The sequence below is a fragment of the Herbaspirillum sp. LeCh32-8 genome, from assembly GCF_017814915.1.
Lineage (GTDB): Bacteria > Pseudomonadota > Gammaproteobacteria > Burkholderiales > Burkholderiaceae_D > Herbaspirillum.
The window spans coordinates 55824-72296 of record NZ_JAGIPZ010000013.1; the positions used below are offsets into that span (position 1 = coordinate 55824).

14 protein-coding genes are annotated in these 16473 nt (G+C 65.2%); 9 read left to right on the forward strand and 5 right to left on the reverse strand.

Annotation, left to right across the window (positions count from 1 at the left end):
- Nucleotides 1-121 precede the first annotated feature (121 nt).
- From J8I26_RS19415 to J8I26_RS19430, 4 genes are read left to right on the forward strand one after another with little or no spacing between them, the layout of a single operon-like run.
- On the forward strand, nucleotides 122-1108 hold the full coding sequence (locus J8I26_RS19415; RefSeq protein WP_209608755.1) for an aliphatic sulfonate ABC transporter substrate-binding protein: 987 nt from the start codon (nucleotides 122-124) through the stop codon (nucleotides 1106-1108).
- A gap of 22 nt (nucleotides 1109-1130) precedes the next feature.
- Nucleotides 1131-2045, forward strand: coding sequence for an ABC transporter permease (locus tag J8I26_RS19420; RefSeq protein WP_209608756.1), 915 nt, complete (start codon nucleotides 1131-1133; stop codon nucleotides 2043-2045).
- A 31-nt stretch (nucleotides 2046-2076) separates the two neighbouring features.
- Nucleotides 2077-3066, forward strand: a complete 990-nt coding sequence (locus tag J8I26_RS19425) for an aliphatic sulfonate ABC transporter substrate-binding protein (protein ID WP_209608757.1) — start codon at nucleotides 2077-2079, stop codon at nucleotides 3064-3066.
- A gap of 21 nt (nucleotides 3067-3087) precedes the next feature.
- On the forward strand, nucleotides 3088-3240 hold the full coding sequence (locus tag J8I26_RS19430; RefSeq protein ID WP_209608758.1) for a hypothetical protein: 153 nt from the start codon (nucleotides 3088-3090) through the stop codon (nucleotides 3238-3240).
- Between the two features lie 81 nt (nucleotides 3241-3321).
- Here the strand turns inward: J8I26_RS19430 and J8I26_RS19435 are convergent, their stop codons facing one another.
- The 3 genes from J8I26_RS19435 to J8I26_RS19445 form a co-directional block, all read right to left on the reverse strand.
- Nucleotides 3322-3744, reverse strand: a complete 423-nt coding sequence (locus J8I26_RS19435) for an OsmC family protein (protein WP_209608759.1) — start codon at nucleotides 3742-3744, stop codon at nucleotides 3322-3324.
- 385 nt (nucleotides 3745-4129) lie between these two features.
- A complete protein-coding gene (locus J8I26_RS19440; protein ID WP_209608760.1) occupies nucleotides 4130-5074 on the reverse strand; it encodes a Tim44-like domain-containing protein in 945 nt (314 codons plus the stop codon).
- Nucleotides 5075-5276: 202 nt separating this feature from the next.
- Nucleotides 5277-5690, reverse strand: coding sequence for a hypothetical protein (locus J8I26_RS19445; protein WP_209608761.1), 414 nt, complete (start codon nucleotides 5688-5690; stop codon nucleotides 5277-5279).
- A gap of 373 nt (nucleotides 5691-6063) precedes the next feature.
- Between J8I26_RS19445 and J8I26_RS19450 the strand changes: the two genes are divergently transcribed.
- The 5 genes from J8I26_RS19450 (at nucleotide 6064) to J8I26_RS22840 (ending at nucleotide 12841) form a co-directional block, all read left to right on the forward strand.
- Nucleotides 6064-6774, forward strand: a complete 711-nt coding sequence (locus tag J8I26_RS19450; protein WP_209608762.1) for a response regulator transcription factor — start codon at nucleotides 6064-6066, stop codon at nucleotides 6772-6774.
- Between the two features lie 50 nt (nucleotides 6775-6824).
- Nucleotides 6825-8399: a sensor histidine kinase gene (locus J8I26_RS19455; protein ID WP_209608763.1), complete on the forward strand. Its 1575-nt coding sequence runs from the start codon at nucleotides 6825-6827 to the stop codon at nucleotides 8397-8399.
- Between the two features lies 1 nt (nucleotide 8400).
- A complete protein-coding gene (locus tag J8I26_RS19460; protein WP_209608764.1) occupies nucleotides 8401-8706 on the forward strand; it encodes a DUF4212 domain-containing protein in 306 nt (101 codons plus the stop codon).
- Nucleotides 8696-10738, forward strand: a complete 2043-nt coding sequence (locus J8I26_RS19465; protein WP_209608765.1) for a sodium:solute symporter family protein — start codon at nucleotides 8696-8698, stop codon at nucleotides 10736-10738. The genes J8I26_RS19460 and J8I26_RS19465 overlap by 11 nt, the downstream gene beginning before the upstream one ends.
- A gap of 336 nt (nucleotides 10739-11074) precedes the next feature.
- Entirely contained in the window at nucleotides 11075-12841 is a 1767-nt protein-coding gene (locus J8I26_RS22840) for a methyl-accepting chemotaxis protein (RefSeq protein WP_209608766.1), read from the forward strand.
- Between the two features lie 74 nt (nucleotides 12842-12915).
- Here J8I26_RS22840 and J8I26_RS19475 read toward each other — a convergent pair whose 3' ends face one another.
- Nucleotides 12916-13914, reverse strand: a complete 999-nt coding sequence (locus J8I26_RS19475) for a transglutaminase family protein (protein WP_209608767.1) — start codon at nucleotides 13912-13914, stop codon at nucleotides 12916-12918.
- A 1-nt stretch (nucleotide 13915) separates the two neighbouring features.
- Entirely contained in the window at nucleotides 13916-16432 is a 2517-nt protein-coding gene (locus J8I26_RS19480; RefSeq protein WP_209608768.1) for a circularly permuted type 2 ATP-grasp protein, read from the reverse strand.
- Nucleotides 16433-16473: the final 41 nt, after the last annotated feature.

The window sequence follows — 16473 nt, forward strand, 5'->3', positions numbered from 1 at the left end:
CTGCGGGAGCATGCGTAAAGCGCATATCCAAACCTGAAAACAATCGTTCTGCCGTTCGTCGTTCGTCCTTAGAGTGTTTGTCTGCACCGCAGACTCCCCCGACACAACAAGAACGGACATCATGGAACGCAGACACTTTCTTCGCCTCGGCGCAGCCTCGCTGGGCGCCGGCCTGGTGGGCGCCACACCCTTGATCGCACAGGCTGCCCAGGCACCCAAGACCATCCGCCTGGACTATGCCTACTATTCGCCGCCCAGCCTGGTGCTGCGCAAGTTCGGCTGGCTGGAGGAGGCCCTCAAGGCGCAAGGTACCGAGGTCAAGTGGGTGCTCAGCCAAGGCAGCAACCGCGCGCTCGAATACCTCAACAGCGACAGCGTCGACTTCGGCAGCACCGCCGGTCTGGCAGCGCTTTTGGCGCGCGCCAACGGCAATCCGATCAAGGCGGTGTACGTCTATTCGCGCCCGGAATGGACCGCTCTGGCGGTGTCCAAAGATTCGCCGGTGAAGTCGGTGCGCGAGCTCAAGGGCAAGAAGATCGCTGCTACCAAGGGCACCGACCCCTACCTGTTCCTGCTGCGTGCGCTGCATGAAAACGGCCTGAAGAAAGGCGACGTCGAGATCGTCCACCTGCAGCATCCGGACGGACGCGTGGCGCTGGAGCAAGGCCGGGTGGACGCCTGGGCCGGGCTCGATCCGCACCTGGCCGCCAGCGAGCTGGAAGCCGGCTCGCGCCTGATCTATCGCAACGTCAACTTCAACACCTACGGCTTCCTCAACGTCAGCGATACCTTCGCCGCGCGTCATCCCGAGCAGGTCAGGCAGGTGATCGCCGCTTATGAGAAGGCGCGCGCCTGGATCGCGGCGCATCCCGACGATACCGTGGCGCTGCTGGCCGAAGAATCCAAGCTGTCGCCGCCGGTGGCGCGCCTGCAATTGAAGCGCAACGATTTCTCGCACCCGCTGATCGGTCGCGAACACATCGACGCCTTGCGCGCAGCCGCCCCCATCCTGACCGAAGAAGATCTGGTCAAGAGCGGCACCGATCTGCCGCGCACCATCAACGCCCTGATCGATCCATCGTACGCGACGGGCGTGGTCAAGGCTTGATGCGATGGACGAGGCCGGCGCCATGAGCACAGCGAAACCCGCCCGCCTGCCGTCGCAGGCGGCGATCTCTTCGGCTGCGCCGGCCACGACGACGGCGAAGCAAGCGCCGCGCGCGCCGGCAAAAGTGAGCAGAGGCTGGCCGCACGACGACGGCTATCGCCCCGGCAAACTTACCGGCTGGATCCTGCCGCTGGGCTTCTTCCTGCTGGTGGAACTCGGCGCACACCTGGGGCTGATCCCGGCGCGACTGTTGCCGCCGCCCAGTGAACTGGCGCAGACCCTGTGGTCGCTGGCGGTGCGCGGCGAGCTGCTACCCCACATCTGGGCCAGCCTGGCGCGCGTGCTGGCCGGCTTCATCATCGGCAGCGTGTCGGCCGTCGCGTTGGGTCTGCTGGTGGGCACCAGCCGCCGCGCCGAGGCGCTGCTGGAACCGAGCTTCCAAGCCTTGCGCGCGATTCCCAGCCTGGCATGGATTCCGTTGCTGCTGCTGTGGCTGGGCATCGATGAGACGCCCAAGATCGTGCTCATCGCCATCGGCGCCTTCTTTCCGGTCTACCTGAACCTGGTATCCGGCATCCATGACATCGACCACAAGTTGATCGAGGTCGGCACCAGTTCCGGGCTCGGACGCGCGGAGCTGGTGCGGCACATCCTGCTGCCGGCATCGCTGCCCTACCTGTTCGCCGGCCTGCGCGGCGGCCTGAGCCTGGCCTGGATGTTCCTGGTGGCGGCCGAGTTGATCGCGGCCACACGCGGCGTTGGCTACCTGCTCTCCGACGGTCGCGAAAGCAGCCGTCCCGACCTGGTGCTGGCGGCCATCCTGGTGCTCGCGCTGCTGGGAAAGCTCAGCGACAGCTTGCTGCGCCTGGCCGAACGTAACAGCCTGCGCTGGCGCGAAGCGCATCGCATCCCGACTTCTTCGCGCGCCAAATCCTGAAGCGCGTTTCCTGACCACCTTCCATGACGCCATGAGCAAATCATCTCTCCCCGACCTGCATCGCCGTCGCCTCCTGCAATCTGCTGCGGCCCTGGGCGCGGCCGCCGCGCTGCCCTCCATTACCCTGGCGCAGGGCAACGGTCGCGCGATCCGCATCGGCTACCAGAAATCCTCGACGCTGCTGACCATCATCAAGAGCAATGGCACGTTGGAAAAACTGCTCGCGCCCGGCGGCGCCAAGATCAGCTGGCATGAATTTTCCAGCGGCTTGCCGCTCTTGGAAGCGCTCAACGTCGGCGGGGTCGACCTCAGCGCCGACGTCGCCGACACGGTGCCGGTGTTCGCCCAGGCAGCCGGCGCCAAGCTGACCTACCTGGCGCAAGAGTCGCCTTCGCCGTCGGCCCAGGCGATCGTGGTGCGCGCCGACTCGCCCATCCGTACCACGGCCGACCTCAAACGCAAGAAAATCGCCGTCACCAAGGCCGCCGGCGTGCACTACCTGCTGATCGCCACCCTGGAAAAGGCGGGACTGAAATTTTCCGACGTCGAGGCCGCCTATCTGTCGCCGGCCGACGGCCGCGCCGCATTCGAACGCGGCAGCGTGGACGCCTGGGTCACCTGGGACCCTTTCCTGGCCGGCGTGCAGCGGCAATCGCAAGTACGCGTGCTGGCCGACGGCCGCGGCGTTGCCGATTACCAGCGCTACTACCTGGCATCGACGCCGTTTGCCGACGCCAATCCGGATGTGCTGCGCGCGGTCTTCAATGAACTGCAAAAAACCGGGCAATGGGTCAAGCAGCATCCAAAGGAAGCCGCCGCTTTCCTCTCGCCCTTGTGGGGACTCGACGCCGACACCATCGAACTGGCCAACGGCCGTCGCAGCTATGAAGTGCGCGCGGTGAAGCTCGATGCGCTGGGAGAACAGCAGCGCATCGCCGACACGTTCTACGCCGCAGGATTGCTGCCGAAGAAGGTGAATACGGCGGAAGTGGCGATCTGGAAGCCGGCGCAACCGGGCTGATCCCGGCGAAGGATGACGAACATGGATGCACTCGACAAAATCACCCTGGTACTGATGGTTTGCCTGGTAGCGGTGGCCCTGTTGTTCCCGCTGTCCTCCGGCCATCTGCCGCAGCGCAAGGAGCGACGCAAAGGTCATGACCGGCACGAGGCGGACGAACAACAGCGCCGCTGACCCAGAGGATCCGGGACGACAAAAAAGCGCCGCATCAGCGGCGCTTTTTTTTTAATTGGTCGGCCGCGCCGTCCGTATCGCCTACACCAGCGTCGCCGTCACCGAAATATCGGCATTCAAGACCTTCGATACCGGGCAGCCCGCCTTGGCGGCTGCCACCGCTTCATTGAATTTCTGTTCATCGCGATCAGTGAGCTCAACCTTGACCACCAGCTGGATAGTGGTGATGGTGAAGCCGGGATCGGTTTTCTCCAGCGTCAGCGCGGCTTCGGTATCGATGCGCTTGGGGCCGAGCCCTGCCTTGTCCAGGCGCGCCGACAAGTCCATCGAGAAACAACCTGCATGCGCCGCTGCGATCAACTCTTCGGGGTTGGTGCCCACGCCGTTTTCAAAACGTGTGGAAAAGGAATACTGGGTGTCGGACAGCGTCTTGCTCTCGGTGCTGAGCGCGCCCTTGCCATCCTTGAGATTGCCGGTCCATACCGCCGATGCCTTGCGTTTCATGTCAGCCTCCATGTCAGGGTCAATGCGGCCCCGCTTTTGCGCATGGGCCGCGCGAGCTTCTCATCCTGCCCGCAAGCGGCCGGCGCGACGATAGGACAAGCCCTCGGCCATGCGTAGGACTGCGCGCGACGCATGTCTTGATCACAACGATGAGGCGAAACTGGAAGGAAGAAAGTGCGTGGCCGGGATGGCCGCAGAGCGCAACACAGCGCGCAAAGAGGAGGCAGAGAAACGGTGAAACGGAGAGACGGTGAAACGCAGAAACGTCAGGCGTGGAGTGCAAATAAAAAAACCGCCGGCAGAGCCGGCGGTAAAACGGACTGGCGACGCTCATCCACTAACCGCCGCCTTCCGCGCCAAACTTTTACTGATGCATGAGCTTTGCTCAGGCCGACACAGGATCCACTTGTTGGATACCTGCCAGCACCCAGCCGCCTTGACCGGCGGTCGGCTTGGACAGGTTCCAGATCTCGGCGAACTGGGCCGGCGATGCGTTCTGGTCTTCCTTGATGAAGCCGAAGAACTTCACGCTGGCCACGTGATCGTTGCCCACGGTTTCCACACCCAGGACTTCCGCATCCAGCGACACCACATCAGTGTGGTTGGCTGCAGCGCCGCGTTCCTGGATCTGCAGGCGCAGCTCGGCGAACATTTCCGGCGTGGTGAATTCGCGGATGTCATTGATGTCGGCCTTGTCCCATGCCGCTTGCAGGCGGATGAAATAGGTCTTGGCATTGCGCACGAAACCAACGGTGTCGAAACCGGCCGGCACGCCGTAAGCCACCGCCTCGGCGTTACCGAAACCACCGCCACCGAAGCCGCCTTGCGGAGCTGCCGGCGGTTGCGCCGGCTCCAGCAGCGAGCCGATCTTGGGGGTCGCGTTGCTGTCGGCAGCGTGGTTGTCATTGGCGCCAGCCCATGCCGGACGCGGCTGCGAAGCCTCCGACTTGCGGCGGAACATGCGGTAGATGAACATCGCGGCCATTGCGATCAGGGCGACGGTGAGGATGGTGCTGATCATGCTCGCCAGGGCGCCGCCCAGGCCGAGGTGCGAGAGCAGCGCGCCCAGGCCGAGGCCCAGCAATGCGCCGCCCAGGATGCCCTTCCACGGGCTGGGCTTGGCTGCGGCGGGAGCCGCTGCCGGGGCGGCCGGCTTGGCCGCTGCTGCGTTCTGCTGCATCGGTGCGGCCGGGCTTTGCGCCTGGCGGCCTGCGCCCGCGGACTGTTTGCCGATCGAACCGCCGCCGCCAAGACGCTTGGCTTCGACCGTCGATATGCCAACAGACAGCGTCATCACCGCCACTATCAGCGCGACAAATGCTTTTTTCATTACTATCTCCTGAGATGGAATCTGATGTGATGCGGTCACATCGGCCGTGTTATCTGAACTCTTGATTGCCTGACTGGCGCCGCAATTGGCGACAAATGGAGATCGCGTGCGGACATGCGCATGCTGTCGCACGACGCGAAGCCACGGATCAATCAGGAGCGGTTCAGCGGGCGCAGCAAGTCAGTCGCGCGAAGCGACAGGATCAGGCCCGGGGAGGACGGCCGGCGAGCGGCAGGAACGGAGGCTGGCTGGCGTCGTCGCTGCGAAGAGCGGGAGCCAGACGGGTGGTTTGCGGCAGGATGGCCAGCGACTGGATCAGCACCGGCTCGTCGCCGATGCCTGCATGCGTGGAGAAATCTTCGCCATTGTCGGCGTAGGTATTGCTGTCTTCATCGGCCGCGCCCTTGTCGGCCACGGCATCGTGCTGCTGCACGTCGGCGACGTGATCGACCACGGCAACGGTCTTGTCGACCAGATGCTTGACGGCGATATTGGATTGCACCTGCACCGGCGCCGAGAAATCAGTTGCGGCGACCGAGCTGGCGTACGTCAGCACCGCTGCAAATACTTGCACCGGGAACAGACAGATCAGCAGAAGGACCCACAAACGTTTCATCTAATTTTCCAGCAATGGATGCGAGAAATTATAACAACAAAAATTACGCCGACACGCCGGCGGAGAAATTAATTACAGCTCCTACTATTGGACCGAAACCGCGATCTTCAAGGGCCGTCGACGCACTGTTACATTTAAAAGCTCATCCGCCGTCGATTTCCCCTCGACGACCTCACGCGGCAATTTCCCGAGCCGGCCGGATCGCGCCTCGGACAAGTGATTCCGGGCGTCAGCCCCAATTGCGAGCTTATCTTCAGATCAACCGTTTCCCTCATTTGCATTGGCGGTTGAATTAGTAGATTATGCGTGAAAATACCACAATAATTCCATCACACGAGACAAATCAGACGAGAGTTCTCTCTGATAAATTCCTATGCGCATCCTCCTTGCTGAAGACGACAGCGTACTGGCCGATGGATTGACGCGCTCGCTGCGCCATTCCGGCTATGCCGCCGATTGCGTCAAGAATGGTGTGGAAGCCGACTCGGCCCTGTCCACCCAGGACTTCGACCTGCTGATCCTGGACCTGGGGTTGCCCAAAATGTCCGGACTGGAAGTGCTGCGCCGCCTGCGTGCGCGCAATTCGCGCCTGCCGGTGCTGATCCTGACGGCGGCCGACTCGGTGGAGCAGCGCGTGCAAGGCCTGGACCTGGGCGCTGACGATTACATGGCCAAGCCCTTCGCGCTGTCCGAATTGGAAGCGCGCGTACGCGCCCTGACCCGGCGCGGCGCCGGCGGCGGCCCCACGGTGATCAGGCACGGTCCGCTGTCGTACGACCAGGTTGGCCGTATCGCCTACATCGGCGAGCAGATGCTGGAATTGTCGGCGCGGGAACTGGGCCTTCTGGAAGTATTATTGCAACGCACGGGACGGCTGGTCTCCAAGGAACAGCTGGTCGACCACCTGTGCGAATGGGGAGAGGAAGTCAGCAACAATGCCATCGAGGTCTATGTCCACCGCTTGCGCAAAAAAATCGAAGTCGGCGGCGTACGCATCGCTACCGTGCGCGGGCTGGGCTATTGCCTGGAAAAGCTCCCCGACGCCGGCAGCCCGGCGCCGGCCGTCGCCAGCGGCGCGGCCTGAACACGCCCGCCCGTTACTGAACGCCCGCTCGCCCGCCGCGGCGCTGCCTCATGTCGCCGCGTGATCCCTCCTCCGTCCAGCCGCAGGCTGACGCCGAAGCCCCCTCCTCCGCGCCGCCGCGCAAGAAGCGCCGCGCCATCGCCACCCAACCGGTGGAGCGCATCCAGCGCTCGCTGTTCGGCGAGATCCTGGACTGGATGCTGGCGCCGCTGCTGTTGCTGTGGCCGATGAGCATCGCCATCACCTACCTGATCGCGCAATCCATCGCCAACCAACCCTTCGACCGCGCGCTGGAAGACAGCGTCACTGTGCTCGCGCAGCAGGTGTCCGAAGTCAACGGTAAGGTAGTGGCGCGATTGCCGGTATCGGCGCGCGACCTGCTGCGCGCCGACGACATCGACAATATCTATTACAAGGTCAGCGGCCCCGCTGGCGAATACGTGGAAGGCGACGTCGACATGTCGCAGCCGCCGCCCGATGATGATCGCAGCACCGTCGGCACGGTGCAGTTCCGCAACGACATCCTGCACGGCAGCGACGTGCGCATCGCCTACGTGCAGGTCGACCTGCGTCGCAGCGCCGCCCAGCGCGCCGCCTCGCGCGAGCCGCGACTGGCCACGGTGCAGGTCGGCGAGACGCTGGAGAAGCGCGCCCAGCTCGCCAATGAAATCATCAAGGGCGTGATCCTGCCGCAGTTCATCATCCTGCCGGTGGCGCTGGCGCTGGTGTGGTTCGCGTTGTCGCGTGGGCTCTCGCCGCTGTCCGAACTGCAGCAGCGCATCCGCGCGCGGCGTCCTGACGATCTCTCGCCGATCGACTCGGGCCAGGTGCCGGAAGAAATCTCGCCGCTGGTACGTTCGCTCAACGACATGCTGGCGCGCCTGTCGCAGACCATCGCGATCCAGAAGCGCTTCATCGCCGACGCCGCGCACCAGATGAAGACCCCGCTGGCCGGCATGCGCATGCAGTCCGAACTGGCGCTGCGCCAAGACGACCAGGTCGACGTGCGACGCTCGCTGGAACAGCTGGCCAAGAGTTCGGAAACCGCCACCCGCCTGGTCAATCAGCTGCTCTCGCTGGCCCGCGCCGAGAACCAGCAATCGCAGGCCGGCGGCATGGCGCCGGTCGAGCTGTCCGAACTGGCGCGCACCGTGGTGCAGGACTGGGTGCCGATGTCCTTCACCCAGCGCATCGACCTCGGTTTCGAGCAACCGGGCCACCCGATCCTGATCAACGGCAATCCCATCATGCTGCGCGAGATGCTCTCCAACCTGCTCGACAACGCGCTGCACTACACCCCGCACGACGGCAACGGCCGCGTGACGGTGCGCGCGCGCACCGAAGAAGGCGGCGGGCTGGCGATCCTGGAGGTGGAAGACAACGGCCCCGGCATTGCGCCGGCCGAACGCGCGCATGTGTTCGAGCGCTTCTACCGCATCCTCGGCACGCCCACCACCGGCAGCGGCCTGGGCCTGGCCATTGTGCGCGAGATCGCCCAACAGCACGACGCGCTGGTGGAGATCGCCAACAATCCGCGCAGCAACGACCCCAGGCAGCCCGGCTGCCTGTTCCGGGTCAGCTTCCGGCTGATGCCGCGCACTCCCTTCATCGACGATATCGGCTGACATGGACCCTACCCACGCCGCCTCCGGCGACCACGGCCATCCCGGCAACCACTGGAGCAAGACCCGACGCATGACGGCCGTGCTGCTGGCGGTGTGGTTCCTGGTCACGTTCTTCTTCATTTTCTTCGCGCGCGAGCTGGATCAGGTGCACTTGTTCGGCTGGCCGATTTCCTTCTACATGGCGGCCCAGGGCATGATGCTGATCTACCTGGCCATCGTGGTGATCTACATGCGTCGCATGCGGCGCATCGAACAACAGGCGCACGGCGAACCGGGCGATGCACAAGAGAACAGGCATGGAGAGTAACCGCGACTTCTTCTGGCGGCTGACCCGCTACTATTCGCTCTACACGATGGGCTTCATCGCCTTCCTGTGCGTGCTGGCCATCCTTGAACACGAGGGCATGCCGCGCTCGTGGATCGGCTACCTGTTCCTGTTCGTCACCATCGGCCTGTACGCTGCCATCGGCGTGGTCTGCCGCACCTCGGACGTGCCCGAGTACTACGTCGCCGGGCGCCGCGTGCCGCCGCTGTTCAACGGCATGGCCACCGCGGCCGACTGGATCTCGGCAGCCACCTTCATCAGCCTGGCCGGCGGCCTCTACCTGCAAGGCTTCGACGGCCTCGCCTACATCCTCGGCTGGACCGGCGGCTATGTGCTGGTGGCGCTGCTGATCGCGCCCTACCTGCGCAAGTTCGGCCAATACACCATTGCCGATTTCCTGGCCGCGCGCTACCCCGGCAAATACGGCGGCAACCTGATCCGCATCCTGGCGGTGGCGGCCACCATCCTGATTTCCTTCACCTACGTGGTGGCGCAGATCTACGGCGTGGGCCTGATCACTTCACGCTTCACCGGCATCGATTTCTCGATCGGCATCTTCCTCGGCCTGGCCAGCATCCTGGTGTGCTCCTTCCTGGGCGGCATGCGCGCCATCACCTGGACCCAGGTGGCGCAGTACATCATCATCCTGTTCGCCTACCTGATCCCGGTGATCTGGCTGTCCGCCAAGCACACCACCGTGCCGGTGCCGCCGGTGGCCTACGGCGCGGTGCTGCCCAAGCTCAACGCCATCGAGCACAAGCTGGAGAGCGATCCGAAGGAACAGGAGATCCGCAAGATCTTCCAGGTGCGCGCCGACGACTATGAACGCAAACTGAAGAACCTGCCGCGCTCGTGGGAGGAAGGCCGCATCGAGGCGCAGAACCATATCGACGAGGTCAAGCGCAACACCCACGCCTCGCTGGCCGAGATCAAAGCCGCGAGCCGCATGCTGTCGTCCTATCCCAAGAGCCCCGAAGAAGCAGAACGTCGCTGGAGCGAAGCGCGCGCCGCCAACCTGATACGCGCCCAGCCGCCGGTGTCGCAGACCGAGCCCTTCCCCGGCCGTGACAAGGAAAGCTCCGACATCAAGCGCAACAACTTCCTGGCGCTGGTGTTCTGCCTGATGCTGGGCACCGCCGCGCTGCCGCACATCCTGATGCGCTACTACACCACGCCCACCGTGGCGGCCGCGCGCAAGTCGGTGTTCTGGACGCTGTTCTTCATCATGCTGATCTACCTCACCGTGCCGGCGCTGACCGTGCTGGTGAAATACGACATCTATACCTCGCTGGTGGGCAGCAGCTACTCCCATCTGCCCGACTGGGTCTACTACTGGGCCAACATCGACAAGGTCAACCCGCTGGTCTCGATCACCGACCTCAACCGCGACGGCCTGGTGCAGCTGGGCGAGATCTCGGTGGACGGCGACATCATCGTACTGGCCATGCCCGAGATCGCCGGCCTGCCCTATTTCATCTCCGGGCTGGTGGCCGCAGGCGGCCTGGCGGCGGCGCTGTCGACCGCCGACGGCCTGCTGCTGACGATCTCCAACGCGCTCTCGCACGACATCTACTACAAGGTGGTCGACCCCAGCGCCTCCTCGCAAAAGCGCGTGACCATCTCCAAACTGCTGTTGCTGGTGGTGGCGCTGCTGGCCGCCTACGCCGCGTCGTTGAAGCCGGGCGACATCCTCTCTATGGTCGGCGCCGCATTTTCGCTGGCCGGCTCCACGCTGTTCCCGGCGCTGGTGCTAGGCGTGTTCTGGAAGCGCGCCAACCAGGCCGGCGCAGTCGCCGGCATCGTGTGCGGCTTCCTGATGTGCGTGTACTACATGCTGCACACCAATCCCACCTTTGGCGGCAATGCCGCGGCCCAGTGGTTCCACATCGCGCCGATCTCGGCCGGCGTGTTCGGCGTGCCGGTGGGCATCGCCGCGATGGTGATCGTGAGCCTGCTCACGCCGCCACCCGACGAGGGCACCATCGCGCTGATCGATCACATCCGTACGCCTTGAAAAATATTACCGCAAGGCTATTGTGAAATCGTCCACAGGCCTGACATGCGTTGACAAAGCGCCATCAGAGAACGCCTGATGGCCGCGCGACAGCCATCCGCTATCATGCATCGGCCAGCCTGACATCGCGCCGCCACCAGCGGCCTGCCGGCAGATCGTCAACAGCGCATCAGCAGACACACGCCCCGAACGCCAAAGAGCGCGGGGAGAGAGCCGGCCCACCGGCCTTCGCCAAAGCAGCGTAGCAAGCTCCCCCGGGAGCCGCATCACCTCATCCACGGCAATACCTCACATCGGCGCCGACCGGCGCCTTCGCACGTCACCAAGGGGAAAATCATGCCGTTCAAGAACACAAAGGTTGCGACCAAACTGGGACTGGGCTTTGGCCTGGTGCTTCTGCTGCTGGCGGCCATCACCGCCATCGGCATCGCACGCATGGTGCAGATCAACGCTCAGGTGAAGAACATCGTCGACATCAACAACGTCGAGATCAGCGCAGTGATGACCATGCGCGCAGCCATCTTCGAGCAGTCCATCGCCGTGCGCAACGTAGCGCTGATGAGCGACCGGGCCGCCATCGACCGCGAGCTCGACGGCCTGATCAAACAGGATGAACGCTACAAGACGGCGCAGGCCAAGTTGCAGGAGTTGTTCGGCATCGACCAGAACACCTCCGGCCGCGAGAAGGAGCTGCTGGCCACCGCCACCAGCCAGTCGGCCGCAGCCAGCACGATGTTTGCCCGCGCGGTCGAACTGAGCCGCCAAGGCGAGGATGCGGAGCTGAAGCGCTTCATCACCAACGAAATCGGGCCGCGCCAAATCGAGCGCCGCGGCACGCTGGCCGACCTCGCCGCGCTGGAAGACGAATCCAACCGCGAAGCCGGCGCGCACGCGCATGCCGTGTTTGAAAGCGCGCGCCTGCAGATGCTGGTCATCGGCGGCGCGGCGCTGCTGATCGGCGTGATCGCCTCGCTGCTGATCGCGCGCAACCTGCTGCGCCAGCTCGGCGGCGAGCCGTCCTACGCGGCCGACATCGCGCAAAAGATCGCGGTGGGCGACCTCACCGTGGAAGTCGCCGTGGCCGAGCAGGACAAGAGCAGCATGCTGTTCGCCATGAAACAGATGCGCGACGCGCTGACCCGCATCGTGGCCCAGGTGCGCCAGGGCACCGACACCATCGCCACCGCCAGCAGCGAAATTGCGCGCGGCAATCTCGACCTGTCCTCGCGCACCGAGGAGCAAGCCAGCTCGCTGGAAGAGACCGCGTCATCGATGGAAGAACTGACCTCCACCGTGCGCCAGAACGCCGACAACGCACGCCAGGCCAACCAGCTCGCCAGCTCGGCCTCCAGCATCGCCTCCGAAGGCGGCCAGGTGGTGCAGCAGGTGGTCGACACGATGGGCTCGATCAACGAGTCATCGCGCAAGATCGTCGACATCATCGGCGTGATCGACGGCATCGCCTTCCAGACCAACATCCTCGCCCTGAACGCGGCGGTGGAAGCCGCCCGCGCCGGCGAGCAGGGGCGCGGTTTCGCGGTGGTGGCGTCGGAAGTGCGCACGCTGGCGCAGCGCTCGGCCTCGGCCGCCAAGGAAATCAAGCAGCTCATCGACGACTCGGTCGCCAAGGTCGACACCGGCAGCAAACTGGTGGCGCAAGCCGGCGGCACCATGGACCAGGTGGTCTCCAGCGTGCGCCAGGTGACCGACATCGTGTCCGAAATCTCCGCCTCCAGCCGTGAGCAGAGCGACGGCATCGAGCAGATCAACCAGGCGGTAGTGCAGATGGACCAGGTCACGCAGCAGAACGCCGCCTTGGTGGAAGAAGCCGCAGCAGCAGCGCAGTCGTTGCAGGACCAGGCCGACTCGCTGCAGCAGATCGTCAGCATCTTCCGCATCGACGGTCGCCAGCTGGCGGCCATGGGCAAACCCGCGCAAGCGCAGCGCGTGCCGCAAGCGCAGGCACCACGCAGTGTGCCGGCTCCGCCAACATCAACGTCGCCGGGTCGTGCAACAGAAGCACAACGTCCGGCACTGCCCGCCAATGCGGAGCCGACGCGCAGCAAGGCCGTGGCCGGCGATGACGATTGGGAACAGTTCTGACGCGCAGCTCACCGCGCGAAGATGCAATAAAAAAAAGCCGGCGCAATGCCGGCTTTTTTATTTCCGCAGCAGCTTCAGATCGACAGCTGCAAACCCTGCGCCTCTTCCCCCGGCATCACCGTCACCGCCACCTGCATGCTTTGCTGGCCGCCGCCGATCAGCACGCCGCGCAAGGGCGAGACATCGAGGAAGTCGCGGCCCCAGCCCAGGGTGATGTGGCTGGTGTCGGCAAACACGCCGTTGGTAGGATCGGCGTCGATCCACGTCCCCATCGTGCCGTCGTCGCCCGGGCAGTACACCGAGACCCAGGCGTGTGAGGCGTCGGCGCCGATCAGGCGCGGCTGGCCCGGCGGCGGCTCGGTCAACAGGTAGCCGCTGATGTAACGCGCGGCCAGGCCGATCGAGCGCAGGCAGGACAGCATCAGGTGCGCGAAATCCTGGCACACGCCGCGACGGTTGGCGAAGACTTCCGTGACCGGCGTCGACACCGTGGTGGCGGCGGGATCGAAGGCGAACTCTTCATGGATGCGCAGCATCAGCGCGCGCATGCCCTCCACCACCGGCAGGCCGGGACGGAAGCATTCGGCGGCGTAGCGGATGAACTCGCGCTTGATGCGCACATGCGAGGACTCGAACAGAAAGTTGGACGCATCCAGCATGCCCGGCGCCATCGGCTGCCCGCCGCGATACGACATCAGGCTCACCGCTTCCTCCCACGACATGCCGGCTTGCGGCAGGCCGCGCGGGGTCAGCTCGACCCAGGAGTCGGCATGCACCTCGAGGCTGGTGTGGTCGGTATCCAGCGAGAACGCCTTGATGACGTTGCCGAAGTTGTCTTCATAGCTGCGCACCAGCTGCGGCGCCGGCAGCACCGTGACGGTGTGCGACAGGCAGCGCTGCCACGGCAGCTCGCGCGGGGTCAGGTGCAGCATCTGGTGCGACAGGCGCACCGGCAGCGAATACTGGTAGGAAGTCTGATGGCGGATCTGGTAGACCAGGCGCTGTTGCGCATCGCCGGCATTGGCACTGGCAGTAGCGGCGGCAGCGGAACCGATGTCGTCTTGCTCGGCCATCTCAAACCCCCTGGCTGACCGGCGCGGTCAGCGGCGTGAAGTAATGGCGCGAGAGGTCGTCGGACAGCATGTAGCCGCCGCTGACCGCGTCGCGCATCAGTTGCGCCAGGCGCGCATTGGCCTCCCCGGCGGTGGCCGAGCCGTAGGCGAAGTCGGCCAGGCTCATCGCCTCCAGTTGCTGCGCCAGGTGGGTCGGGATGGTCATGCTGAGCAGGCCCAGCTGCTGCGCAATCTCGGCCAGGTACTGCTGCAGCATGCGAAACTGGTACGCCATGCCGTGCGGATTGGACACGTCGAACACCAGCAGGTGCAGCACCGGCAGCCACTCGGGCGTGCGCCGGTAGCGCACGCGATAGGTGACGATGCTGCTGGCCGACTCCAGCAACCAGGACAGCGCTGCGGTCTGGTGGCGCGGCGGCAGCCGCAGGAAACTGTCGAACAGCGTGGCCATGTTGACCATGCGCTCGATGTGGCGGCCGACCATCAAAAATTGCCAGCCGGCGTCGCGCGTCATGTCGTCCAGCGCGTGGCCGGCCAGGCCGGAGCAGGCGTCGATCACGTTGCCCAGCACCTGCTGGGCGGCGGCCGGGGTATTGATACGCTCCTGCACCATGGCCGGCATCTTGTTGAGGGCATGCCAATTGTCCAGCGACAGGTGCTCGCGCACCTGGTAGGCGGCGCCGGCCAGCTGGCGCAGCTGGGTCGCCACGCTGACCGATGCCGAGGTGTCGACCACCGCGGCCTGCAGGCTTTGCTGCAGGCCGGTGATGGTCGGGCGCGGATCGGACTTGGGCATCTGCACGCCAAGCTGGCTGCAGATCCAGGACACGCTGCCCAGCATGCCGCGGCTTTCGGTCTGGCCGTCCATCGTGTATTGCAGCGTGGTGCGCAGCAGGCGCGCGAGGTTCTTCACGCGCTCGGAATAGCGTCCCATCCAGAACAGGTTTTCGCCGGCGTGCGAAGAGACATCGACGGTGCTACGAATCAGCGTGCCGTCGCCCGCGGCTATGCCGGCGGCGTCATCGGGTAACTGGTCGGCCGCGGCCGCGCCGGCGTCGCCTTCGCGCAGCACCCATACATCCTTGGTGGTGCCGCCCTGCTGCATCGACACCACGTCGCGCCGCTGGCGCGAGGCCACCCGCGTCAGGCCGCCCGGCATCACGTGGTAGCCGCCCTCGCCGTCGGCCACGGCGAACACACGCAGGCTGATGGTACGGTTCATCAGGCGGTAGTCGCCGCTGCGCGACATCACCGGCGCCTGCGACAGGCGCACCCACTCCTGCGCCGCATAGGCGTGCGGTTGCAGTTGCAGGCTTTCGATCAGGCGGCGGCGCGCGGCGCCGGTGACGGTGTGACCGAACACCGGCTGCATGCGCATGCTGGAGAAAGCCGGCACGATCACCAGGTCGTCGAAATGCTCCAGCGTGTAGTCCAGCGCCGGCTTCTCGCCGCACCACCAGGAGGCGACCGCCGGCAGCATCAGCGGCTCGCCGAACAGGCGCTCGTTGATGGCCGGCAGGAAGCCGTGCAGCGCCGTCGACTCGAGTACGCCGCTGCCCAGCGAATTGGCCACCAGCACATTGCCCAGGCGCGCCGCCTGCGTCAGGCCGGGCACGCCCAGCGCGGAGTCGGCGCGCAGCTCCAGCGGGTCGCAATAGTCGTCGTCCATGCGGCGCAGGATGGCGTGCACGCGGCGCAGGCCGTTGAGGGTCTTCAAGAAGACTTGCTCGCCGCGCACCGTGAGGTCGACGCCCTCCACCAGCGGAAAGCCCAGCGTATGCGCCAGGAAGGCGTGCTCGGAATAGGTTTCGTTATACGGGCCGGGGGTCAGCAGCACGATCAGCGGCGGCTCGCCGTTGGCCGGCGCCAGCCGCGTCAGCGTCGAGCGCAGCGTATGGAAGTAGCCGTGCGGCGACTCCACCTGCATGTCGCGCAGCGCCTCGGGCATGGCGCGCGACATGATCTGGCGGTTCTGCAGTGCGTAGCCGGTGCCCGACGGGCCCTGGGTGCGATCCGACACCACCCACCAGGTGCCGTCGGCCGAACGCGCCAGGTCGATCGCGTAGGCATGCAGGTGCACGCCACCGGGCGGCTTCAGGCCGTGGCAGGGCATCAGGTAGCCGTGCTGGCCGAACAGCAGCGCCGGCGGCAACAGCCCGCCGGCGATCAGCGATTGCTCGCCGTAGATATCGGCCAGCACCGCGTTCATCAGGCGCGCGCGCTGGTCGACCGCGCGCGACAGGAAGCCCCATTCCTCGGACGACACCAGGTGCGGCAGCAGATCCAGCTCCCACGGTCGGTTGGCGCCCTTGGGATCGGCATAGACGTTGTAGGTGACGCCGTCGGAGGCGATGGCGTCGCGCACCTCGTTGGCGCGCCGGCGCAGCATCTCCGGGGAAAGATTTTCCAGCTGGTCGATCAGCGTTCGCCAATGCGGCCGCAAGCGGCCGTCGGCCAGCAGCATTTCGTCGTAACGATCGCTGCTGACCGGATAGCTTTCCAGTAAACGCTGGTGCATGAGTGAGACGAAACGGGCGCACCGGCACGGGATGCCGGAGT